Source organism: Lysobacter sp. HDW10 (assembly GCF_011300685.1).
Taxonomy (GTDB): Bacteria; Pseudomonadota; Gammaproteobacteria; order Xanthomonadales; family Xanthomonadaceae; genus Solilutibacter.
In genome coordinates, this window is record NZ_CP049864.1 from 1,314,136 (window position 1) to 1,337,257 (window position 23,122).

The following is a 23,122-nucleotide window of genomic DNA, read 5'->3' on the forward strand; positions in this document are numbered from 1 at the left end:
AATTGAATGATGGATAAGATCCGGCTCATTGTCGGCCTTGGTAACCCAGGGCAAGAACACGCGAAAACCCGCCACAACGCGGGTTTTCGTTTTGTGGACGAATTGGCATCCCATGCCGGCGCACGCTGGAATGTCGATGGCAAATTGTTCGGCGAAACCACCAAGGTTTCGATTGCAGGTCAAGACGTCTGGCTGTTGAAGCCGGCGACGTTCATGAATCTCAGCGGTAAATCCGTGCTCGCTGCGCTGCAGTTTTGGAAAATCGATCCGGCCGAAATGCTGGTCGCGCACGACGAACTCGATTTGCCCACAGGCCAAGTTCGACTGAAGTTTGACGGCGGCCACGGCGGCCAAAACGGCTTGCGCGACATCATGCGTTTGTTGGGCCACGGCAAGTTCCATCGTCTCCGTGTGGGCATCGGCCATCCGGGACACAAAGATCGCGTCACCGGCTGGGTGCTGGGCCGCCCGACCAACGACGAAGACATTCTCATCGGTCGCAGCGTCGACGAAGCAATCGCGGTGATGCCGCGCTTCATTTCCGGCGACCGCAACGAAGCGCAGAAGATTCTGCACACCTCGAAATAAACAGGAAGAAACAATCATGGCAATTCAATGCGGCATCGTGGGTCTCCCGAACGTCGGCAAGTCCACCTTGTTCAATGCGCTGACCAAGGCCGGCATTGCGGCCGCCAATTTTCCTTTCTGCACCATCGAACCCAACACGGGTGTTGTGCCAGTGCCGGACCCGCGTTTGGCCGCTTTGTCTGAAATCGTCAAACCCGAACGCGTCCTCCCGACCGCCGTCGAATTTGTCGACATCGCAGGTTTGGTGGCAGGCGCCGCAAAAGGCGAAGGTCTTGGCAACAAGTTTCTTGCACACATTCGCGAAGTGGATGCCATTGCGCATGTCGTGCGTTGCTTCGAAAACCCCGACGTGATTCACGTCAATAACAAAGTCGACCCGATTGCCGATATCGACACGATCGATACCGAACTCGCGTTGGCAGATCTCGAGTCCGTCGAAAAAGCATTGCAACGCGCAGAACGCAGCGCGAAGTCGGGCGACAAAGATGCAAAAGCACGCGCAGAAGTTTTGGGTCGCGTTCGCACACTGCTCGACGAAGGTAAGCCCGTGCGTGCAATGGGTTTGAGCGATGAAGACTCGGTGCTCATCCGTGATTTGTTCCTACTCACCAGCAAGCCGGTGATGTATGTCGCCAACGTGCTCGAGGACGGTTTCGAAAACAATGCGCATCTCGACGCCGTCCGTGCGCGCGCCGAAAGCGAAGGCGCACAAGTTGTGCCGGTGTCGGCTGCGATTGAAGAAGAGCTCTCGCAGTTGGAAGACGAAGACCGCGATACCTTCCTCGCCGATCTTGGGCTGGAAGAACCCGGTTTGAATCGCGTCATCCGCGCCGCATATGCCTTGCTCGGCCTGCAAACCTATTTCACCGCCGGTGTGAAAGAAGTGCGCGCATGGACCGTGAAAAAGAACTGCACGGCACCGCAAGCTGCAGGCGCCATCCACAGCGATTTCGAAAAAGGCTTCATCCGTGCCGAAACGATGAGCTACGACGATTTCATCAAGTACAAGGGCGAGCAAGGCTGCAAAGAAGCCGGTCGTTTGCGTTTGGAAGGCAAGGAGTATCGTGTGCAAGAAGGTGACATCTTGCATTTCCGATTCAACGTTTAAGGACTCGCCATGCTTCGTTCAACCGTTTTGACTGCCGCACTTTTCGCAACGACGTTTTTCAGTGCGCAAGCCGCGGAACAACCGCGTGCCGTCCTCATCATTCATGGGGGTGCCGGCGTCATTAAGCGCACGATGAGCGCGCAAGACGAGGCAGAAATTCGTACGGCCATGAAGAAGGCCTTGAAAGACGGCTATCAACAAATCAAGCAAGGCAAGCCTGCGGTCGATGCGGTGACCGCCGCAATTACGGTGCTGGAAGACAGCCCGCATTTCAACGCGGGTAAAGGTGCCGTATTCACGCATGACGGCAAAAACGAGCTGGACAGTTCCATCATGGAAGGCAAGACCCGTCGTGCCGGTGCGGTGGCGGGCGTGCATCACATTCGCAATCCTATCCTTGCCTCACGTGCGGTGATGGAGAAATCCAGCCACGTGATGTTGGTGGGCGACGGTGCCGAGGCCTTTGCGAAAGAGCAGGGCTTAACCCTGGTGGATCCCATCTACTTCAAGACGGAAAAGCGCTGGAAACAGCTGCAACGTGTGCTTGAGCAGGAAAAACGCAAAACAGCCGTCACCGACGTTGAAGTCGTGAAGCATTTCGGCACGGTCGGTGCGGTGGCCCTGGATGCCAGCGGTGGTCTCGCGGCAGGCACCTCCACCGGCGGGATGATGAACAAGCGCTGGGGCCGCGTCGGCGACTCGCCGATTATTGGCGCCGGCACCTGGGCAGATACCCGCTGCGGTGTCTCTGGCACAGGCTGGGGCGAATACTTCATCCGCAGCCACGCAGCGAGCGCGGTATGTGAACGCATGAAGTACCTGAACGAGACCCCCGCGCAGGCGGGTCAAGCGATCATTAACAAGGACATCGTCGAGATGGGCGGCGACGGCGGGGCCATTGTGCTCGCCAATTCCGGCGAATTCGCGTTCCCGTTCAACACGGACGGCATGTTCCGGGGCTGGATCGGTGCGGATGGCGTGCCGCATGTCGCGATCTTTGCAGATGAAGCATTTGCAGGCGATACGCGTCCAGCCAAGCCCTGATCACGGCGTAAAACAATCTTTCATGAAGCGTTGACATAACCCCGGATCAGCTTCAGAATAGTCGGCTCTTTCACCGCCAGTCGGTTTCGGCGGAGGGATACCCAAGCGGCCAACGGGGGCAGACTGTAAATCTGCTGGCTTACGCCTTCGGTGGTTCGAATCCACCTCCCTCCACCATCTTCAAAATATCGAAGAAGGTACGAAAAAAACTGATGTTGAAGATGTTCCCGATGCGGGAGTAGTTCAATGGTAGAACTGTAGCCTTCCAAGCTACTAGTGCGGGTTCGATTCCCGTCTCCCGCTCCAAAGAACTGCTTTATCGGGTAACAGTAAAACTCCGCTCACGTAGCTCAGTCGGTAGAGCACCTCCTTGGTAAGGAGGAGGTCGATGGTTCGATTCCATTCGTGAGCACCACTTTCAAATACCAAACCGAGACGCGACATGGCAAAGGAAAAGTTTGAGCGCAAGAAGCCGCACGTAAACGTGGGCACGATTGGTCACGTTGACCATGGCAAAACGACCTTGACGGCAGCACTGACGAAGGTTGGCGCTGAGCGTTTCGGTGGTGAATTCAAAGATTACTCGGCGATCGACGCTGCACCGGAAGAGAAGGCACGTGGTATCACGATCTCGACCGCGCACGTTGAATACGAAAGCCCGACGCGTCACTACGCGCACGTGGATTGCCCGGGACACGCCGACTACGTGAAGAACATGATCACGGGTGCAGCGCAGATGGACGGCGCGATCTTGGTGTGTTCGGCCGCTGACGGCCCGATGCCGCAAACCCGTGAACACATCTTGTTGTCGCGCCAAGTGGGCGTGCCGCACATTGTTGTGTTCTTGAACAAAGCTGACATGGTTGACGACGCAGAATTGCTCGAACTCGTCGAAATGGAAGTGCGTGAATTGCTCTCGAAGTACGACTTCCCGGGCGACGACACCCCGATCATCCACGGTTCGGCCCGCCTTGCATTGGAAGGCGACCAATCGGACATCGGCGTGCCGGCGATCCTGAAGCTCGTTGACGCATTGGACACCTACATTCCGGAACCGGAACGTGACGTCGACAAGCCGTTCTTGATGCCGGTGGAAGACGTGTTCTCGATCTCGGGCCGCGGCACCGTGGTGACCGGTCGTATCGAACGCGGTGTGATCAAGGTTGGCGAAGAAATCGAAATCGTCGGTATCCGTCCGACCCAGAAGACGACCGTGACCGGCGTTGAAATGTTCCGCAAGCTGCTCGACCAAGGTCAAGCAGGCGACAACGCAGGCTTGTTGCTGCGTGGTACGAAGCGTGACGACGTTGAGCGCGGCCAAGTGTTGTGCAAGCCGGGTTCGATCAACCCGCATACCGACTTCGAAGCCGAAGTGTATGTGTTGTCGAAAGACGAAGGTGGCCGTCACACGCCGTTCTTCAAGGGTTACCGTCCGCAGTTCTACTTCCGTACCACCGATATCACCGGTGCGGTTGAGTTGCCGGAAGGCGTTGAAATGGTGATGCCGGGCGACAACGTGAAGATGGTTGTCAGCTTGATCAACCCGGTGGCCATGGACGAAGGTCTGCGCTTCGCAATCCGCGAAGGTGGCCGTACCGTCGGCGCCGGCGTGGTGGCAAAGATCATCAAGTAAACCTCTTGTTTGAGAGGCGCCTTAAAAAGCGCACTTGATACGCGCACAAAGGCGAACGGAACACCGTTCGCCCTTGTCGTTTAATGCAACACCATAGTTTTAAAGTTTTACGCCAGTAGCTCAATTGGCAGAGCAGCGGTCTCCAAAACCGCAGGTTGGGGGTTCGAGTCCCTCCTGGCGTGCCACTCCATCGAAGGGTTCGATTAAGCGTGAATAGCAAAGCAGTTCAGAACAAACCCAAAGCGAACAACGGCGCCGATACGGCGAAGTTCGTCGTTGCCGGTTTGTTGCTTGCAGCAAGCGTCTTCGCCTACTACTGGTTCGAAGGTCAGTGGAGCACCTTGGTGCGCATCCTGACCGTGGTGGGTGGCATGGTAGTTTCCGCGCTCGTCTTCATGACAAGCACGAAAGGCCCGAAACTGCGCGAATTCGTGCGTGAGTCGATTTTCGAACTCCGCAAGGTCGTTTGGCCGACGCGCCAAGAAGCCATGCGTATGACGTGGATCGTCATGATCGTCGTCGTGATCTTCAGCCTCATTCTTTTTGGCTTCGATGCAATCATCGCGCAAGGCATTAAGTGGCTGTTGTCACGCTGATAAGGGATTTGGACAAAACATGACCGAAGCAACGCAAACAGAAATCGCAACGAACATCGACGACAGCCGCAACCTGCGCTGGTACGTCGTGCACGCGTATTCCGGTTTCGAAAAGACCGTTGCTCAGGCACTTCGCGAACGCATCGTCAATTACGACATGCAAAGCAAGTTCGGTGACGTCATCGTCCCGACCGAAGAAGTGGTTGAAATGCGTTCGGGCCAAAAACGTCGTTCAGAACGCAAGTTCTTCCCGGGCTACGTTTTGGTGCAGATCGCAACGAACAAAGAAAACGGCATTCCGCGTATCGACAACGAAAGCTGGCACTTGATCAAGGAAACCTCCAAGGTCATGGGCTTCATCGGCGGCACTGCCGACCGTCCGTTGCCGATCACCGACGAAGAAGCTGCGCGCATCCTTGATCGCGTGCAAGAAGGCGTCGAAAAACCGCGTCCGAAAGTGCTGTTTGAAGCCGGTGAGTTGGTGCGCGTGGTCGATGGCCCGTTCAACGATTTCAACGGTGTGGTTGAAGAAGTCAATTACGAAAAGAGCAAGGTCCGTGTGGCCGTGTTGATTTTCGGTCGTTCCACCCCGGTCGAACTTGAGTTCGGTCAGGTCGAGAAACAAAAGTAAGTTGTAAAACCCCAAAGACGAGGAGCAGGGCGCACGTCCTGCGTTTGAACTCGAAGGAGAAAGAAAGTGGCAAAGAAAGTTATTGGTTACATCAAGCTGCAAGTGAAGGCGGGTCAAGCCAACCCTTCGCCGCCGGTCGGTCCGGCACTCGGCCAACGCGGCCTCAACATCATGGAATTCTGTAAGGCGTTCAACGCTGCTACGCAGAAGCTGGAACCGGGTCTGCCGATTCCGACCGTGATCACCGCGTACTCCGACAAAACCTTCACCTTCATCACCAAGACGCCGCCGGCGACCATCTTGCTGAAGAAGGCTGTGGGCATCCAGTCGGGCTCGAAGCGTCCGAACACCGAAAAGGTGGGCAAGGTCACGCGCAAGCAACTTGAAGAAATCGCAAAGGCTAAAGAGCCTGATCTGACTGCTGCAGATCTGGACGCAGCTGTTCGCACCATCGCGGGTTCAGCCCGTTCGATGGGCCTGTCGGTGGAGGGCTAATCCCATGGCACAGTCAAAACGTCAAAAGAACATCGCCGCTGCCGTGCAACAAGGCAAGGCATATGCCATCGACGAAGCATTGAAGATCGTCAAAGACAACAGCAAGACCAAGTTTGTTGAATCGGTCGACGTTGCTGTGCGTCTCGGCGTCGATGCACGTAAATCGGACCAACAAGTTCGCGGCTCCACCGTGTTGCCGGAAGGCACCGGTAAGTCGGTTCGCGTTGCAGTGTTTGTCCCGGCAGGTGCGAAGGCTGAAGAAGCCTTGGCTGCTGGCGCAGACATCGTCGGTATGGATGACCTGGCTGAAAAAATGCAAGCCGGTGATCTGAACTACGACGTCGTCATCGCAACCCCGGACGCAATGCGCGTTGTCGGTAAGCTCGGTACCGTGCTCGGTCCGCGCGGCTTGATGCCGAACCCGAAGGTCGGCACCGTTTCCCCGAACGTCGGTGAAGCAGTGAAGAACGCCAAGGGCGGCCAGGTTCGTTACCGTACAGATAAGGCCGGTATCATTCACTGCACGATCGGCAAGGCCGATTTCGATGCAGGCAAGCTGAAGAACAATCTGGAAGCGTTGCTCATCGATCTGGTCAAGGCCAAGCCGTCGACCTCGAAGGGCACCTACCTGCAAAAGATCGCCATCAGCTCGACGATGGGCCCGGGCGTCACGGTCGACCAATCGACCCTGAACCTGAAGTAAGAAAATTTTGAAGGCCCGCGCAACGCAAGTTGCGCGACGCCATCAAAGACCGCAGGTGCGGTCGGCGCAGTTCGACGACGGGCACGGAAGCTCGACACGGCAAGGAATCGCCGTCGAACAAAGCGAGGCTGCTTAATCCTGTCCCGCAAAGGACAACCTGCGTAGATGGTCGCCCTTCCAATATGTTTCGGGGTTTACCTCGATTCGGAAGCCGGCACCTAGGGATGCTTGCATCCCCGACACCACGGAGGGTGTTGATTGAGCCCGTACCCGGCTGGAGCCGGTTGCGGAAATTCGAAAAGAGGAATGCCAATGGCTCTTAATCTGAACCAAAAGAAAGACGTCGTCGCAGAAGTGTCTGACGTTGCCTCGAAGGCCCATTCCCTGATCGCCGCCGAATATGCAGGCACCACGGTTGAGCAATTGACCGCGATGCGCAAAAAGGCTCGTGAAACCGGTGTGTACTTGAAAGTTGTCAAGAACACGCTGGCTGCACGTGCCGTGGACGGTACCGAATTCGAATGCGCTAAAGACGCATTGGTCGGTCCGCTCCTCTATGCATTTTCGTTGGAAGAGCCCGGCGCTGCCGGTCGCTTGGTCAAGGAATTCGCTAAGAGCAACGACAAGCTGCAACCGAAGTTGGTAGTCGTGGGTGGTCAATCCTACCCGGCTAGCCACGTCGAAGTGCTCGCTTCGCTGCCGACCCTCGAACAAGCTCTGGGCATGCTTGCCCGCGTCTTGGCCGAGCCGGCAACGATGTTCGCACGCGTGGTCAAGGCTGTTGCCGATCAGCAAGGTGGTGGCGATGCCGCACCTGCCGAAGAAGCAACCGAAACCGCTGCAGCGGAATAATCCGCACCGTCTTATTTACGCGAACCAGAACACCGGTTCTCATCCGAAACATTAATTGAAGGTACTCACAATGTCGCTTACCAACGAACAAATCGTTGACGCCATCGCCACCAAGTCGCTGATGGAAGTCATGGAACTCGTCAAAGCTATCGAAGAAAAGTTTGGCGTCACCGCTGCTGCTCCGGTCATGATGGCTGGTCCGGCTGCTGGCCCGGCTGCTGCTGCTGAAGAACAAACCGAATTCAACGTCATCCTGAAGGCTGCCGGCGATAAGAAGGTTGAAGTCATTAAGGCAGTTCGCGCAATCACCGGCCTCGGCTTGAAGGAAGCCAAGGACATGGTCGAAGGCGCACCGCAAACCGTGAAGGAAGGCGCTTCGAAGGAAGACGCAGAAAAGATGAAGAAGGACCTGGAAGCTGCTGGCGCTCAAGTCGAGCTCAAGTAAGTTTCTGTGCGCTGCCTGCACTCGTAGGTAGCCAAGCCAAGGCTGGGGGTTCGCCCCCGGCCTTTGGCCGTTTTATGAAATACCGCAATACACGCGATTTGGAAGTGGTAGTAGAGGGCGTGCTGGTGCCGGCAATATCAGCGACTTCCAACTGACAGCACAGCGCCGCAAGGCGATTTCCTGACAGTTCCAACGGCGATCCGTTGGCCTCAATTGAAGGTGGTTTCAAAATCATGGCGAATACATCCGCACAGCAATACTCTTTCACCGAGAAGAAGCGCATTCGAAAGAATTTCGGCAAGCGCCGCGCAATCCTCGAGGTGCCCTTCCTGCTCGCCATCCAAGTCGACTCCTACAGGGAATTCCTGCAGGCCGACAAAGATCCGGACAAACGCGACGACAAAGGCCTGCACGCAGCTTTGAAGTCGGTGTTCCCGATCCGCAGCAATAACGGTTTCGCAGCACTCGAATATGCGGGTTACACCTTGGGTGAGCCGCCGTTCGACGAGCGCGAATGCCGTAACCGCGGCCTGTCATACGGTGCGCCCTTGCGCGCCAAAGTCCGTCTTGTCATCTACGACCGCGAGTCGTCAGACAAGAAGGTCAAGTACGTCAAAGAACAAGACGTCTACATGGGCGAAATCCCGCTGATGACCGAAAACGGTACGTTCATCGTGAACGGCACCGAGCGCGTCATCGTGTCGCAATTGCACCGCTCGCCGGGTGTGTTCTTCGACCACGACCGTGGCAAGACCCACAGCTCGGGCAAGCTGCTCTATAGCGCACGCATCATTCCTTACCGTGGCTCCTGGCTCGACTTCGAATTCGATCCGAAGGATGCGCTCTACACCCGTATCGACCGCCGTCGTAAATTGCCGGTCTCGATCTTGTTGCGCGCCCTCGGTTACTCGAATGAGGAAATGCTCAACGAGTTCTACGAAATCAACACCTTCCATATCTTGAATGAAGGCGTTGAACTCGAACTCGTGCCGGATCGCCTGCGGGGTGAAACCCTCGAGTTCGACCTCGCCGATGGCGACAAGGTCATCGTGGAAGCCGGTAAGCGCATCACCGCACGTCACGTCAAGCAATTGAACGACGCTGCGATTGCTGCGCTCGCCGTGCCGGACAGCTACTTGATCGGCCGCGTGTTGTCGCATGACGTCATCGACCCGGCGACCGGCGAACTCATCGCCACCGCCAATGACGAAATCACTGAAGCCCATCTGGAAGCGTTCCGTAAGGCTGAAATCTCGTCTGTCGGTACGATCTGGACCAACGATCTCGATCGCGGCGCCTACATTTCGAACACCCTGCGCATCGACCACAGCAAGACCCAGCTCGATGCATTGGTCGAAATCTATCGCATGATGCGTCCGGGCGAACCGCCGACCAAGGACGCTGCGCAAAACCTGTTCCACAACTTGTTCTTCACCTTCGACCGTTACGACTTGTCGTCGGTGGGTCGCATGAAGTTCAACCGTCGTTTGGGCCGTCGCGAAGTCGAAGGCTCGCCGATCTTGTATGACGCGCGTTACTTCCAAGACCGCAACGACGAAGAAAGCAAGCGCTACGTCGAACGCAATGGCAATGCCTCTGACATCCTCGATGTCATCAAGGTGTTGACTGAAATCCGCAACGGCCGTGGTGGCGTCGACGATATCGACCACTTGGGTAACCGTCGCGTGCGTTCGGTCGGTGAAATGGCCGAGAACACCTTCCGCGTGGGCTTGGTCCGCGTTGAACGTGCCGTGCGTGAACGCCTCACCATGGCAGAAACCGACGGCCTGACCCCGCAAGACTTGATCAATGCCAAGCCCGTCGCGGCCGCAATGAAAGAGTTCTTCGGTTCGTCGCAGCTCTCGCAGTTCATGGATCAAAACAACCCGCTGTCGGAAGTCACGCACAAGCGTCGCGTGTCGGCCCTCGGCCCGGGTGGTTTGACCCGCGAACGCGCAGGCTTCGAAGTCCGCGACGTTCACCCGACGCATTACGGTCGCGTGTGTACGATCGAAACGCCTGAAGGTCCGAACATTGGTTTGATCAACTCGCTGGCTGTGTTCGCACGCACCAACGGTTACGGCTTCCTCGAAACCCCGTACCGCAAAGTTGTGAACGGCAAGGTCACCGACGAAATCGAATACCTGTCGGCCATTGAAGAAAACGAATACGTCATTGCACAGGCCAACGCCACGCAAGACGCAAGCCGTAACATCACCGCGCAATTCGTCGCTTGCCGCTTCCAAGGTGAGTCGATGTTGCGTCCGCCGAGCGAAATCGACTTCATGGACGTCTCGCCCATGCAAACGGTCTCGGTCGCTGCTGCACTCGTGCCGTTCCTTGAGCACGATGACGCAAACCGCGCATTGATGGGTGCCAACATGCAGCGCCAAGCCGTGCCGACATTGCACGCGCAAAAGCCGCTGGTGGGTACCGGTATTGAACGCGCCGTGGCACGTGACTCCGGTGTGACCGTGAACGCACGCCGCGGTGGCGTCATCGAGCAAATCGATGCGGGCCGTATCGTGGTCAAGGTCAACGAAGCCGAAATCTCGGGTGAAACCGATGCCGGCGTCGACATCTACACCTTGGTCAAGTACACCCGTTCAAACCAAAACACCTGTATCAACCAACGCCCGTTGGTGAACGTGGGTGACGTGATCGCACGCGGCGACGTGCTGGCAGATGGTCCGTCCACCGACATCGGTGAATTGGCACTCGGTCAGAACATGCTCGTGGCCTTCATGCCGTGGAACGGCTACAACTTCGAAGACTCGATCTTGTTGTCAGAACGCGTCGTTGAAGAAGACCGTTACACCACGATCCACATCGAAGAGCTCGTCTGCCAAGCGCGTGACACCAAGCTCGGTGCGGAAGAAATCTCGCAAGACATTCCGAACGTGTCCGAACATGCCTTGAATCGCCTCGACGATTCCGGCGTGGTCTACATCGGCGCGGAAGTGCGTTCGGGCGACATCCTGGTCGGTAAGGTCACGCCGAAGGGCGAAAGCCAATTGACACCGGAAGAAAAACTGCTCCGCGCAATCTTCGGTGAAAAAGCCTCGGACGTGAAAGACAGCTCGCTGCGCGTGCCCCCGGGCATGGACGGCACCGTCATTGACGTGCAAGTCTTCACCCGTGACGGCGTCGACCGCGACAAGCGCGCATTGAAGATCCAGGAAGAAGAAATCCGTCGCGTTAAGAAGGATTTCGACGACCAACGTTTGATCCTCGAAGCCGCGATCTACCAACGCCTGCGTCAAGTCTTGCTCGGCAAGACCGCGAAGGGTGGGGTAGGCGTCAAGTCGGGTGAAACCATCACCTCGCTCGTGCTCGATCAACTCGATCGCAAGCAGTGGTTCGCATTGAAGATGAAGGACGACGAAGCGCAAGACGCGATCGAACGTGCTCAAAATCAAATCGAACTGCACACCAAGGAATTCGAACGTCGCTTTGAAGACAAGCGTTCGAAGATCCAACAAGGTGACGACTTGGCACCGGGCGTGCTGAAGATGGTCAAGGTGTTCCTTGCTGTGAAGCGCCGCATCCAACCGGGCGACAAGATGGCAGGCCGCCACGGTAACAAGGGTGTGGTGTCGAACATCGTTCCGGTGGAAGACATGCCGTACATGGCCGACGGTCAAACCGTCGACATCGTGCTGAACCCGCTCGGCGTGCCGTCACGTATGAACATCGGTCAGATCCTCGAAGTCCACTTGGGTTGGGCAGCGAAGGGTCTCGGTCAGAAAATCCAACGCATGTTGGATGCGAAGACCGCTGTCTCCGAACTGCGTAAGTTCCTCGACAAGATCTACAACCACGACACCATCGAACACGAACAACGCGTTGACCTCAAGCAATTCAGTGATGATGAGCTGATGCGTCTCGCCGGCAATCTGACCGACGGTGTACCGATGGCAACGCCGGTGTTCGACGGCGCCGCTGAATCGGAAATCAAAGCCATGCTCGAATTGGCTGACTTGCCGGTCTCGGGTCAAACGCAGTTGTACGACGGTCGTACCGGCGAAGCGTTTGATCGTCAGACCACCGTGGGTTACATGCACATGCTGAAGTTGAACCACTTGGTCGACGACAAGATGCACGCACGTTCCACCGGTCCGTACTCGTTGGTCACGCAGCAACCGCTGGGTGGTAAGGCGCAGTTCGGTGGTCAGCGCTTCGGTGAAATGGAAGTCTGGGCACTGGAAGCCTACGGTGCTGCTTACACCTTGCAAGAAATGCTGACTGTGAAGTCGGATGACGTGCAGGGCCGTAACCAGATGTACAAGAACATCGTGGATGGCAACTACGAAATGGTGGCGGGTATGCCGGAATCGTTCAACGTGTTGTTGAAGGAAATCCGCTCGCTCGGCATCAACATGGAGTTGGAGGAACACTAATGAAAGATCTTCTCAATCTGTTCAACATGCAGCGTGCGTTGCCGGACTTCGACGCGATCAAGATCGCGCTCGCTTCGCCGGACATGATCCGTTCGTGGTCTTTCGGTGAAGTCAAAAAGCCGGAAACCATCAACTACCGCACCTTCAAGCCGGAACGTGACGGCCTGTTCTGCTCGGCCATCTTCGGACCGATCAAGGACTACGAATGCCTCTGCGGCAAGTACAAGCGCATGAAGCACCGTGGCGTCGTCTGCGAAAAGTGCGGCACGGAAGTCACCCTGGCCAAAGTCCGCCGCGAACGCATGGGTCACATCGACCTCGCATCGCCGGTGGCACACATCTGGTTCTTGAAGTCCTTGCCGTCGCGCATTGGCTTGATGCTGGATATGAGCCTGCGTGATATCGAACGCATCCTCTACTTCGAAGCCTACGTCGTCACCGACGCAGGCCTCACCACGCTCGAACCGCGCCAATTGCTCAACGAAGAGCAATACATGTTGGCCCGCGAAGAGTTCGGTAAGGACTTCGAAGCCGGCATGGGTGCCGAAGCCGTGTTCGAACTTCTGAAAGAAATCGACTTGCAAAGCGAGTTGGTCAATCTGAAGGAAGAGATCGCATCGACCTCGTCAGAAACCAAACTCAAGCGTTTCACCAAGCGCATCAAATTGATCGAAGCCTTCCAAGAGTCGGGCAACCGTCCGGAATGGATGATCATGACGGTGCTGCCGGTGTTGCCGCCGGACTTGCGTCCTTTGGTGCCGCTGGATGGTGGTCGTTTCGCAACGTCGGATCTCAATGATCTGTATCGTCGCGTCATCAACCGTAACAACCGTCTGCGTCGTCTGCTTGAACTGACCGCCCCCGACATCATCGTGCGCAACGAAAAGCGCATGTTGCAAGAATCGGTGGACGCATTGATGGACAACGGCCGTCGCGGTCGTGCCATCACCGGTACCAACAAGCGCGCCCTCAAGTCGCTCGCCGACATGATCAAGGGTAAGCAAGGTCGCTTCCGTCAAAACTTGCTCGGCAAGCGCGTCGACTACTCGGGCCGTTCGGTCATCGTGGTCGGCCCGACCTTGCGTCTGCACGAATGCGGTCTGCCGAAGAAGATGGCGCTTGAATTGTTCAAGCCCTTCATTTTCTCCAAGCTGCAATCGCGCGGCCTCGCCACCACCATCAAGGCGGCGAAGAAGTTGGTTGAACGCGAAGAAGCTGAAGTCTGGGACATCTTGGAAGAAGTGATCCGCGAACACCCGGTGTTGTTGAACCGTGCACCGACACTTCACCGTCTCGGTATCCAAGCGTTCGAACCGGTCCTGATCGAAGGCAAGGCCATCCAATTGCATCCGCTCGTGTGTACGGCATTCAACGCCGACTTCGACGGTGACCAAATGGCTGTCCACGTGCCGTTGTCGATCGAAGCACAGCTTGAAGCCCGTGCTTTGATGATGGCCTCAAACAACATCCTGTCGCCGGCCAACGGCGAGCCGATCATCGTGCCGTCGCAAGACGTCGTGTTGGGCTTGTACTACATGACCCGCGCGCTTGAAAACAAGCGTGGCGAAGGCATGGTGTTTGCCAACGTCTCTGAAGTGAAGCGTGCATACGAATCACAACATGACGAAGGCGGCCGTGTGGTCGAACTGCATGCCAAGGTCAAGGTGCGTATCACCGAAACCGTGGGCGAAGAAACCCGCACCCGCATCGTCGAAACGACGGTCGGTCGCGCATTGCTCGCAGAAATCATGCCGAAGGGCTTGCCCTACGAGCTGGTGAATACCGAGCTGTCGAAGAAAAACATCAGCCGCTTGATCAACACCTGTTACCGCATGTTGGGCTTGAAGGACACCGTCGTGTTCGCCGACCAACTGATGTACACCGGTTTCCGTTACGCAACGCGTGCGGGCGTGTCCATCGGTATCGATGACATGACCATTCCGGATGCAAAGAAAGACATCTTGGCCGACGCAGAACAAGAAGTTCTGGAAATCCAAGAGCAGTACCAATCGGGTCTCGTGACCGCCGGCGAACGCTACAACAAGGTCGTCGACATCTGGTCGCGCACGAACGAAAAAGTCGCCAAGGCGATGATGGACACCATCGGTACCGAAAAGGTGCAAAACGCGAAGGGTGAAACCATCGATCAAAAGTCGATGAACTCCATCTACATCATGGCCGACTCCGGCGCTCGTGGTTCGCAAGCACAGATTCGTCAGCTCGCAGGTATGCGTGGTTTGATGGCCAAGCCGGACGGCTCGATCATCGAAACGCCGATCACCGCGAACTTCCGCGAAGGTCTGAACGTGCTTCAGTACTTCATCTCGACCCACGGTGCACGTAAAGGCTTGGCCGATACCGCATTGAAGACGGCGAACTCGGGTTACCTGACCCGTCGTCTGGTCGACGTCGCGCAAGACGTGGTCATCGTGCTCGACGACTGCGGCACGATGGAAGGCATCACCATGACGCCGATCATCGAAGGCGGTGACGAAGTTGAACCGCTGCGCGATCGCGTGTTGGGTCGTATCGTCGCTGAAGACGTGTACTTGCCGGGCAACGACGATGCACCGATCGTGACCCGCAACACCTTGCTCGACGAAGCATGGGTGAAGACGCTCGAAGACAACAGCGTGCAGCTGGTGAAGGTGCGTTCCACCATTACCTGTGAAGCACCGTTCGGCGTCTGCGCCAACTGCTACGGTCGTGACCTCGGTCGCGGTCACTTGGTCAACATGGGTGAAGCCGTCGGCGTCGTCGCAGCACAATCCATCGGTGAACCGGGTACCCAGCTCACCATGCGTACCTTCCACATCGGTGGTGCGGCATCGCGTGCAGCTGCAATCGACAACATCACCGTGAAGACCACGGGTACGGTCAAGTTCAACAACTTGAAGTTCGTTGAACAAGCCAACGGTAACGTGGTTGCAGTGTCGCGTTCGGGCGAAGTGTCGGTGCTCGATGGGCACGGCCGTGAGCGCGAACGTTACAAGCTGCCGTACGGCGCAACCATCACGGTGCACGATGGTGCAGCAGTGAAGGGCGGCCAAACGATCGCCAACTGGGATCCGCATAACCACCCGATCGTCTCGGAAGTGCAAGGTTTCGTGCGCTTCATCGACTTCATCGACGGCGTCACCGTCATCGAGAAGACCGACGAACTCACCGGCCTCGCATCGCGTGAAATCACCGATCCGAAACGTCGTGGCTCGCAAGGCAAGGACCTCCGCCCAGTGGTTCGCATCGTCGACAAAGCAGGCAAGGACCTCAACATCCCGGGTACCGACTTGCCGGCGCAATATCTGTTGCCGCCGCGCTCGATCGTGAACTTGCAAGATGGTGCCTCCGTAGGCGTGGGTGACGTGGTTGCGAAGATTCCGCAAGAAGCGTCGAAGACCCGCGACATCACCGGTGGTCTGCCGCGCGTGGCCGACTTGTTCGAAGCACGTAAGCCGAAGGATCAAGCGATCCTGTCCGAAATCTCGGGCGTGGTCAGCTTCGGTAAGGACACCAAGGGCAAGCAGCGCCTCATCATCAAGGGACCGGAAGGTCAGGAACACGAAGAGCTGATTCCGAAGTACCGCCAAATCATCGTGTTCGAAGGCGAACACGTGGAGAAGGGCGATACCGTCGTGGACGGCGAACCGAATCCGCAAGACATCCTGCGTTTGAAGGGTGTCGAGGAATTGGCCGCTTACCTCGTCAAGGAAATCCAAGACGTGTACCGCTTGCAAGGCGTGAAGATCAACGACAAGCACATTGAAGTGATCATCCGTCAGATGCTGCGTAAGGTCGAAATCACCGATGCCGGTGATAGCCGCTTCCTGGCTGGCGAACAACTCGAACGTCAACGCGTCATCGACGAAAACCGTTCGATTGCCGCCCGTAAGGAAATCGAAGTCAAGTCGGTGCCGGTCTTGCTCGGTATCACCAAGGCTTCGTTGGCGACCGAATCGTTCATCTCGGCAGCGTCCTTCCAGGAAACCACCCGCGTCCTCACCGAGGCAGCGGTTCGTGGTACCCGCGACAACCTGCGCGGCCTGAAGGAAAACGTCATCGTCGGCCGTCTGATCCCGGCCGGTACGGGTCTGGCCTATCACACCCAACGTCGTCGCAAGGCCGAAGGCCTGTTGAGCGAAGACGAACTGGACGTGTTGGCCGCCGAACCGTCGGTGGTGGACGTCGAAGAAATCGCTGCACCGCAAGTCATGATGTTTGAAGGTGACGAACCGGCTGCAACGTCCGAAAATTGAGTTATACTTAACGGGTTAGAGGCGACCCAGGTCGCCTCCAGATTCTGGAAAGAAGTGCTAAGGATAGGCGCTTCGTGTCCAGTTCACGGATGAGGGGATTAATGAAGTTTTGCCGGTTTGACGCGCAGGCGTCAGGCCGGCTATACTTTTTCGTCTAACTTGGCCGGGTTTCGCATGTTTCCCGGCTTTGTTGTTTGAACTGAACGGGCAATCAGCCCTCGAATCACACGGTAAATCATGGCAACCATTAACCAGCTGGTCCGCAAGCCGCGGAGCCCGGAAACATACAAGAGCACGTCGCCTGCTTTGGCGAACTGCCCGCAACGTCGCGGTGTCTGCACGCGCGTTTACACCACCACCCCGAAGAAGCCGAACTCGGCGATGCGTAAGGTGGCCAAGGTGCGTCTCACCAACGGTTACGAAGTCATTTCGTACATCGGTGGCGAAGGCCATAACTTGCAAGAGCACAGCGTGGTCTTGATCCGCGGTGGTCGTGTGAAGGATTTGCCGGGTGTGCGTTACCACACCGTGCGCGGTTCGCTCGACGCCGCCGGTGTCGCCAAGCGCCGCCAACGCCGTTCGAAGTACGGCGCGAAGCGTCCGAAGGCTTAAGCCATTTCCTGTCACCGGGTTTGATCCGGTGGCATCCAAGAACTACAGATTGAGATACACCCATGTCGCGTAAAGGTTCAACCCCGCAACGCAATGTTCTTCCGGATCCGAAGCACGGATCGGAAACCATTGCTCGTTTCATCAACATGGTCATGCAAAGTGGCAAGAAGTCGATCGCTGAAAAGATCGTCTACGGCGCCATGGACGTGATCGGTGAAAAGAACCCCAATTCTTTGGAATTGGTGGAAAAAGCACTCGCAAACGTCGCACCGACAGTCGAAGTGAAATCGCGCCGCGTTGGCGGTGCCACCTATCAGGTGCCGGTCGAAGTTCGCGCTTCACGTCGTATGGCATTGGCCATGCGTTGGTTGATTGAATCCGCGCGTAAGCGTGGTGAAAACTCCATGCCGCGCAAGCTCGCAGCTGAATTGATGGACGCCTCGGAAAGCCGCGGCGGGGCCATCAAGAAGCGCGAAGAAACGCACCGTATGGCAGAAGCCAACAAGGCCTTTGCGCACTTCCGCTGGTAATTCATTTGCCTAGTGGAAGCCGGTAACACCGGCCTTCGCGACCTCACGCGCTTTCGGGCGCGTGGATCCATCCAGAGGCCGCCCCATGGGCGGCGTCTGGGCATTTACCGGTAGGGATTTCCTTCCGGTTAAACCCAAAGAGAGAGACGACCGTGGCACGCACCACTCCTATCGAACGCTATCGCAACTTCGGCATCATGGCCCACATCGATGCTGGCAAGACCACCACGTCCGAACGCATCCTGTTCTACACCGGCAAGAGCCACAAGATCGGTGAAGTGCACGATGGCGCCGCCACCATGGACTGGATGGAACAAGAACAAGAACGCGGTATCACGATCCAATCCGCGGCCACCACCGCGTTCTGGAAAGGCATGGACAAGTCCTTGCCGGAACACCGCTTCAACATCATCGATACCCCCGGCCACGTTGACTTCACCATCGAAGTAGAGCGCTCCTTGCGCGTGCTCGACGGTGCCGTGTTCGTGTTGTGTGCAGTCGGTGGCGTGCAGCCGCAGTCGGAAACTGTGTGGCGCCAAGCCAACAAGTACCACGTGCCGCGCATCGCGTTCGTCAACAAGATGGACCGTACCGGTGCCAACTTCCTCAAGGTTCGCGACCAGTTGAAGTCGCGCCTGGGCGCAGTGCCGGTGCCGATGCAAGTGCCGATCGGTGCTGAAGACAACTTCGAAGGCGTCGTTGACTTGCTGAAGATGAAAGCGATCCATTGGGATACCGCTTCGCAAGGCATGAAGTTCGAATACAAGGACATTCCGGCCGAATTGCAAGCCGAAGCCGAAGAAGCGCGTGCCTTCATGGTGGAAAGCGCAGCTGAAGCCAGCGAAGAACTGATGGACAAGTACCTCGGCGGCGAAGAGCTGACCGAAGCCGAAATCGTCAACGCATTGCGCGAACGCACCTTGAAGACCGAAATCGTGCCGATGTACTGCGGCACCGCGTTCAAGAACAAGGGCGTGCAAGCCATGCTCGACGGCGTGATCCAGCTCCTGCCGTCGCCGGTCGACGTGCCGGACGTGAAGGGCCTCGACGTTGATGACGAAACGGTTGAAATGACCCGTAAGTCGTCCGACAAAGACCCCTTCTCGGCGCTCGCGTTCAAGATCATCACCGACCCGTTCGTGGGTTCGCTGACCTTCTTCCGCGTGTACTCCGGCACCCTGAATGCCGGCGACCAAGTCTTGAACTCGGTCAAGAGCAAGAAGGAACGCATCGGTCGTTTGCTGCAAATGCACTCGAACAACCGCGAAGAAATCAAAGAAGTGTTGGCAGGCGACATCGCCGCAGCCGTCGGCTTGAAGGACGTCACCACCGGTGACACCTTGTGCTCGATGGACGCGCCGATCATCCTCGAACGCATGGTGTTCCCGGAACCGGTCATCTCGATGGCGGTCGAACCGAAGACCAAGTCGGACCAGGAAAAGATGGGTATCGCTTTGGGCCGTTTGGCGCAAGAAGATCCGTCGTTCCGCGTGCGTACCGACGAAGAGTCCGGCCAAACCATCATCGCGGGCATGGGCGAATTGCACCTCGACATCATCGTCGACCGCATGAAGCGCGAGTTCAACGTGGAAGCCAACGTCGGCAAGCCGCAAGTGGCTTACCGCGAAACCATCCGCAAGACCGTCAAGTCGGAAGGCAAGTTCGTTCGCCAGTCCGGTGGTAAGGGTCAATTCGGTCACGTGTGGCTCGAAATCTCACCGCAAGAAGCCGGTAAGGGTTACGAGTTCGAAAACGCGATCGTCGGTGGTGTGGTGCCGAAGGAATACATCCCGGCTGTCGATAAGGGCATCCAAGAAGCATTGGCCAACGGCATCCTCGCCGGTTACCCAATCGTCGACGTCAAGGTCAAGCTGTTTGACGGCTCGTACCACGAAGTCGACTCCTCGGAAATGGCGTTCAAAATCGCCGGCTCCATGGGCTTCAAGGAAGGCTTCAACAAGGCATCGCCTGTGTTGCTCGAGCCGATCATGAAGGTCGAAATCGTGACGCCGGAAGATTACCTCGGTGACGTCATGGGCGACGTGTCGCGTCGTCGCGGCATCCTGCAAGGTCAGGACGACAGCCCGTCGGGCAAGATCATCAATGCGATGATCCCGCTGGGTGAAATGTTCGGTTACGCCACCACCTTGCGTTCGATGTCGCAAGGCCGCGCAACCTTCTCGATGGAATTCGACCATTACGCCGAAGCCCCGTCGAACATCGCCGAACAGGCGATGAAGAAGAAGTAATCAAGTATCGGGTCTGCATGTCGCAGACCCGAATCTAAATTCTCCAAATCAGGTAGAAGAGAAATGGCAAAGGAAAAGTTTGAGCGCAAGAAGCCGCACGTAAACGTGGGCACGATTGGTCACGTTGACCATGGCAAAACGACCTTGACGGCAGCACTGACGAAGGTTGGCGCTGAGCGTTTCGGTGGTGAATTCAAAGATTACTCGGCGATTGACGCTGCACCGGAAGAGAAGGCACGTGGTATCACGATCTCGACCGCGCACGTTGAATACGAAAGCCCGACGCGTCACTACGCGCACGTGGATTGCCCGGGACACGCCGACTACGTGAAGAACATGATCACGGGTGCAGCGCAGATGGACGGCGCGATCTTGGTGTGTTCGGCCGCTGACGGCCCGATGCCGCAAACCCGTGAACACATCTTGTTGTCGCGCCAAGTGGGCGTGCCGCACATTGTTGTGTTCTTGAACAAAGCTGACATGGTTGACGACGCAGAATTGCTCGAACTCGTCGAAATGGAAGTGCGCGAATTGCTCTCGAAGTACGACTTCCCGGGCGACGACACCCCGATCATCCACGGTTCGGCTCGCTTGGCTTTGGAAGGCGACCAATCGGACATCGGCGTGCCGGCGATCCTGAAGCTCGTTGACGCTTTGGACACCTACATTCCGGAACCGGAACGTGACGTTGACAAGCCGTTCTTGATGCCGGTGGAAGACGTGTTCTCGATCTCGGGCCGCGGCACCGTGGTGACCGGTCGTATCGAACGCGGTGTGATCAAGGTTGGCGAAGAAATCGAAATCGTCGGTATCCGTCCGACCCAGAAGACGACCGTGACCGGCGTTGAAATGTTCCGCAAGCTGCTCGACCAAGGTCAAGCAGGCGACAACGCAGGCTTGTTGCTGCGTGGTACGAAGCGTGACGACGTTGAGCGCGGCCAAGTGTTGTGCAAGCCGGGTTCGATCAACCCGCATACCGACTTCGAAGCCGAAGTGTATGTGTTGTCGAAAGACGAAGGTGGCCGTCACACGCCGTTCTTCAAGGGTTACCGTCCGCAGTTCTACTTCCGTACCACCGATATCACGGGTGCGGTTGAGTTGCCGGAAGGCGTTGAAATGGTGATGCCGGGCGACAACGTGAAGATGGTTGTCAGCTTGATCAACCCGGTGGCAATGGACGAAGGTCTGCGCTTCGCAATTCGCGAAGGTGGCCGTACCGTCGGCGCCGGCGTGGTGGCAAAGATCATCAAGTAATCTTTCGCACTACCCGCAATAACCGAAATCCCCCGCTTGAAAGAGCGGGGGATTTTTTTTGTATGATTGAAGCGTACCTACGGGGCCATAGCTCAGCTGGGAGAGCGCGTCGTTCGCAATGACGAGGTCGGGAGTTCGATCCTCCCTGGCTCCACCAAATATCAAATGCACTAGATGAACTGAATAGGTTTTTGTTTGGTCTGCCGTCCCTATGATTGGAATCTGACCTAATTTGTCGACCTTAGTAAAGAAAGCCCTACGTACATTTAAGTCATTGCCGGTAACAATTTACGTCCTATTCCCTGGACTTTTTGAACACTTTCTGCCAAAGTTGCAAGGTGCCGACGCTGCCAGGCACTCTGTCAGTGTTGTGGTCGCAGTTTGTGATACTTCATTCGGGAAAAATCCCGGGCAGTGAAGTTACTTTATGTGTTGGAGATTGTCTGTTGGCGATGAAGAGTCTAAAGGTCGTTGATCTTTTTGCGGGTTGCGGTGGGTTGTCGCTTGGCTTGGAGCTAGCAGGCTTTGAGCCAATTTTCGTAAACGAGCTAAATGATGACGCGCGTTCGACTTACATTCGGAATCGGGTTGAACGACAAGCGTGGCTTCAAGAGAAGGGCTTTCATTCTTCTGACGTCAAAGAAATGGTCCTTCGCAAGCGATATCTCACTGAACTCGAGAAGCGATTCAAAGATTCGTTTGGAATGGAACACGGAGACCTAGACCTTCTAGTTGGCGGTCCTCCATGCCAAGGCTTTTCAGGGATCGGTCATCGACGATCCTATTCAGTGGACAAGGAAAACTTGCCTTCAAACCATCTCTATCAAGACATGGCGACGATAATTCATCGCCTTCAACCGCGCGCATTCTTATTTGAGAATGTACGCGGTCTGCTAAACAGCAAGTGGACTGAGAATGGCTCCAATGGTGAGATTTGGCGAGATATCGTTGCGACATATAAGTCAATTCCGGGCTACTCAATAGCGGCACAGCTCGTCTACGCTAAGGACTATGGAGTCCCTCAAAACAGGCCGCGAATACTGTTGGTTGGAATTAGGGATGATGTTCCAGCGGCCATTGAAAGAGAAGGTCACGACGAAAATGCCGTGGGCCGCGGATATTTGCCAGTTCCTAAGCGCGGGCAGGCGCCCGACCTTATTGATCTCCTCGGAGATCTTGTCGATGCCAACTATGAGAATGGCGGCTCGACCGAAAGCTATTCACACGCTGCAACGACGAAGATTCAGAAATTCTTGAGGATGCCGCTTGATGGAAACTCACCTTTAAAAAAGGGCGCGCCGGTTACGGAACATGAGTACAGCAGGCATAACCCGACCGTTCTGGCGAAGTTCAAGGCGATGCATAAATCCGGCGGCGAAGTTCCGGAGAAGTTCCGGACAAAGAAGTTTGCGCAGAAGCTTCTTCCATCGAGATGGGGCGAGAATGGGCCAACAATTACCGCAACTTCACTTGCAGATGATTACGTTCATTTCTCCCAACCGCGGACACTAACGGTACGTGAGTGGGCACGCCTCCAAATGTTTCCGGATTGGTACCAATTCTCCGGGAAGCGCACAACCGGCGGGATTCGTCGAGCAGGGAACCCGCGAGAAGGTATTTTTGATCGAGAGGTGCCGAAGTACACGCAAATTGGAAATGCGGTGCCGGTTGGGCTTGCCAAAGCGGTAGGCGACCACCTCGCAAGCATACTTGTACACAAATAATTCTT

Annotated in this window: 17 protein-coding genes and 5 tRNA genes; all 22 read left to right on the top strand. The window is 56.5% G+C overall.

Annotation, left to right across the window (positions count from 1 at the left end; genetic code table 11):
* The first annotated feature begins 9 nt into the window (after positions 1-9).
* The 22 genes from pth to G7069_RS06340 all read left to right on the top strand — a co-directional run bounded on the left by pth (position 10) and on the right by G7069_RS06340 (position 23,117).
* Positions 10-588 (top strand): aminoacyl-tRNA hydrolase, encoded by a 579-nt coding sequence (gene pth, locus G7069_RS06235; RefSeq protein ID WP_166297604.1) that lies wholly within the window; start codon positions 10-12, stop codon positions 586-588.
* A 16-nt stretch (positions 589-604) separates the two neighbouring features.
* Positions 605-1,696 carry a redox-regulated ATPase YchF gene (ychF, locus tag G7069_RS06240; protein WP_166295371.1) on the top strand — a complete coding sequence of 364 codons (1,092 nt, stop codon included), beginning with the start codon at positions 605-607 and terminating at the stop codon, positions 1,694-1,696.
* Between the two features lie 9 nt (positions 1,697-1,705).
* Positions 1,706-2,740 carry an isoaspartyl peptidase/L-asparaginase gene (locus G7069_RS06245; protein WP_166295372.1) on the top strand — a complete coding sequence of 345 codons (1,035 nt, stop codon included), beginning with the start codon at positions 1,706-1,708 and terminating at the stop codon, positions 2,738-2,740.
* A gap of 91 nt (positions 2,741-2,831) precedes the next feature.
* Positions 2,832-2,917 (top strand) — tRNA-Tyr (locus G7069_RS06250).
* A gap of 55 nt (positions 2,918-2,972) precedes the next feature.
* Positions 2,973-3,046, top strand: a tRNA-Gly gene (locus G7069_RS06255).
* Positions 3,047-3,079: 33 nt separating this feature from the next.
* A tRNA-Thr gene (locus G7069_RS06260) sits at positions 3,080-3,155 on the top strand.
* A 27-nt stretch (positions 3,156-3,182) separates the two neighbouring features.
* Positions 3,183-4,373: an elongation factor Tu gene (tuf, locus tag G7069_RS06265; RefSeq protein WP_166295373.1), complete on the top strand. Its 1,191-nt coding sequence runs from the start codon at positions 3,183-3,185 to the stop codon at positions 4,371-4,373.
* Between the two features lie 109 nt (positions 4,374-4,482).
* Positions 4,483-4,558: transfer RNA gene (locus tag G7069_RS06270), tRNA-Trp, on the top strand.
* 24 nt (positions 4,559-4,582) lie between these two features.
* Entirely contained in the window at positions 4,583-4,969 is a 387-nt protein-coding gene (gene secE / locus G7069_RS06275) for a preprotein translocase subunit SecE (RefSeq protein WP_166295374.1), read from the top strand.
* A gap of 19 nt (positions 4,970-4,988) precedes the next feature.
* On the top strand, positions 4,989-5,600 hold the full coding sequence (gene nusG, locus G7069_RS06280; protein WP_166295375.1) for a transcription termination/antitermination protein NusG: 612 nt from the start codon (positions 4,989-4,991) through the stop codon (positions 5,598-5,600).
* A 66-nt stretch (positions 5,601-5,666) separates the two neighbouring features.
* Positions 5,667-6,095 carry a 50S ribosomal protein L11 gene (gene rplK / locus G7069_RS06285; protein ID WP_166295376.1) on the top strand — a complete coding sequence of 143 codons (429 nt, stop codon included), beginning with the start codon at positions 5,667-5,669 and terminating at the stop codon, positions 6,093-6,095.
* A 4-nt stretch (positions 6,096-6,099) separates the two neighbouring features.
* Positions 6,100-6,798 (top strand): 50S ribosomal protein L1, encoded by a 699-nt coding sequence (rplA, locus tag G7069_RS06290; protein ID WP_166295377.1) that lies wholly within the window; start codon positions 6,100-6,102, stop codon positions 6,796-6,798.
* A 312-nt stretch (positions 6,799-7,110) separates the two neighbouring features.
* Positions 7,111-7,650 (top strand): 50S ribosomal protein L10, encoded by a 540-nt coding sequence (rplJ, locus tag G7069_RS06295; protein WP_166295378.1) that lies wholly within the window; start codon positions 7,111-7,113, stop codon positions 7,648-7,650.
* Positions 7,651-7,720: 70 nt separating this feature from the next.
* Positions 7,721-8,095, top strand: a complete 375-nt coding sequence (gene rplL / locus G7069_RS06300; RefSeq protein ID WP_166295379.1) for a 50S ribosomal protein L7/L12 — start codon at positions 7,721-7,723, stop codon at positions 8,093-8,095.
* 233 nt (positions 8,096-8,328) lie between these two features.
* Positions 8,329-12,495, top strand: coding sequence for a DNA-directed RNA polymerase subunit beta (rpoB, locus tag G7069_RS06305; protein ID WP_166295380.1), 4,167 nt, complete (start codon positions 8,329-8,331; stop codon positions 12,493-12,495).
* Positions 12,495-16,748 (top strand): DNA-directed RNA polymerase subunit beta', encoded by a 4,254-nt coding sequence (gene rpoC, locus G7069_RS06310; RefSeq protein WP_166295381.1) that lies wholly within the window; start codon positions 12,495-12,497, stop codon positions 16,746-16,748. The genes rpoB and rpoC overlap by 1 nt, the downstream gene beginning before the upstream one ends.
* A 237-nt stretch (positions 16,749-16,985) precedes the next feature.
* Positions 16,986-17,360: a 30S ribosomal protein S12 gene (gene rpsL, locus G7069_RS06315; protein WP_166295382.1), complete on the top strand. Its 375-nt coding sequence runs from the start codon at positions 16,986-16,988 to the stop codon at positions 17,358-17,360.
* A 62-nt stretch (positions 17,361-17,422) separates the two neighbouring features.
* Complete coding sequence (rpsG, locus tag G7069_RS06320; protein WP_166295383.1) at positions 17,423-17,890, top strand: 30S ribosomal protein S7; 468 nt, start codon at positions 17,423-17,425, stop codon at positions 17,888-17,890.
* A gap of 152 nt (positions 17,891-18,042) precedes the next feature.
* A complete protein-coding gene (fusA, locus tag G7069_RS06325) occupies positions 18,043-20,139 on the top strand; it encodes an elongation factor G (protein ID WP_166295385.1) in 2,097 nt (698 codons plus the stop codon).
* A 63-nt stretch (positions 20,140-20,202) separates the two neighbouring features.
* Positions 20,203-21,393: an elongation factor Tu gene (tuf, locus tag G7069_RS06330; RefSeq protein ID WP_166295373.1), complete on the top strand. Its 1,191-nt coding sequence runs from the start codon at positions 20,203-20,205 to the stop codon at positions 21,391-21,393.
* A gap of 81 nt (positions 21,394-21,474) precedes the next feature.
* Positions 21,475-21,550: transfer RNA gene (locus G7069_RS06335), tRNA-Ala, on the top strand.
* A 295-nt stretch (positions 21,551-21,845) separates the two neighbouring features.
* Positions 21,846-23,117 carry a DNA cytosine methyltransferase gene (locus G7069_RS06340; protein ID WP_240912663.1) on the top strand — a complete coding sequence of 424 codons (1,272 nt, stop codon included), beginning with the start codon at positions 21,846-21,848 and terminating at the stop codon, positions 23,115-23,117.
* Positions 23,118-23,122 lie beyond the last annotated feature (5 nt).

Bases quoted from the DNA above. Each gene is read 5' to 3' on its own strand.
- pth (WP_166297604.1), top strand. From the start codon at position 10: ATGGATAAGATCCGGCTCATTGTCGGCCTTGGTAACCCAGGGCAAGAA.
- ychF (WP_166295371.1), top strand. From the start codon at position 605: ATGGCAATTCAATGCGGCATCGTGGGTCTCCCGAACGTCGGCAAGTCC.
- G7069_RS06245 (WP_166295372.1), top strand. From the start codon at position 1,706: ATGCTTCGTTCAACCGTTTTGACTGCCGCACTTTTCGCAACGACGTTT.
- tuf (WP_166295373.1), top strand. From the start codon at position 3,183: ATGGCAAAGGAAAAGTTTGAGCGCAAGAAGCCGCACGTAAACGTGGGC.
- nusG (WP_166295375.1), top strand. From the start codon at position 4,989: ATGACCGAAGCAACGCAAACAGAAATCGCAACGAACATCGACGACAGC.
- rplA (WP_166295377.1), top strand. From the start codon at position 6,100: ATGGCACAGTCAAAACGTCAAAAGAACATCGCCGCTGCCGTGCAACAA.
- rplJ (WP_166295378.1), top strand. From the start codon at position 7,111: ATGGCTCTTAATCTGAACCAAAAGAAAGACGTCGTCGCAGAAGTGTCT.
- rplL (WP_166295379.1), top strand. From the start codon at position 7,721: ATGTCGCTTACCAACGAACAAATCGTTGACGCCATCGCCACCAAGTCG.
- rpoB (WP_166295380.1), top strand. From the start codon at position 8,329: ATGGCGAATACATCCGCACAGCAATACTCTTTCACCGAGAAGAAGCGC.
- rpoC (WP_166295381.1), top strand. From the start codon at position 12,495: ATGAAAGATCTTCTCAATCTGTTCAACATGCAGCGTGCGTTGCCGGAC.
- rpsL (WP_166295382.1), top strand. From the start codon at position 16,986: ATGGCAACCATTAACCAGCTGGTCCGCAAGCCGCGGAGCCCGGAAACA.
- rpsG (WP_166295383.1), top strand. From the start codon at position 17,423: ATGTCGCGTAAAGGTTCAACCCCGCAACGCAATGTTCTTCCGGATCCG.
- tuf (WP_166295373.1), top strand. From the start codon at position 20,203: ATGGCAAAGGAAAAGTTTGAGCGCAAGAAGCCGCACGTAAACGTGGGC.
- G7069_RS06340 (WP_240912663.1), top strand. From the start codon at position 21,846: ATGAAGAGTCTAAAGGTCGTTGATCTTTTTGCGGGTTGCGGTGGGTTG.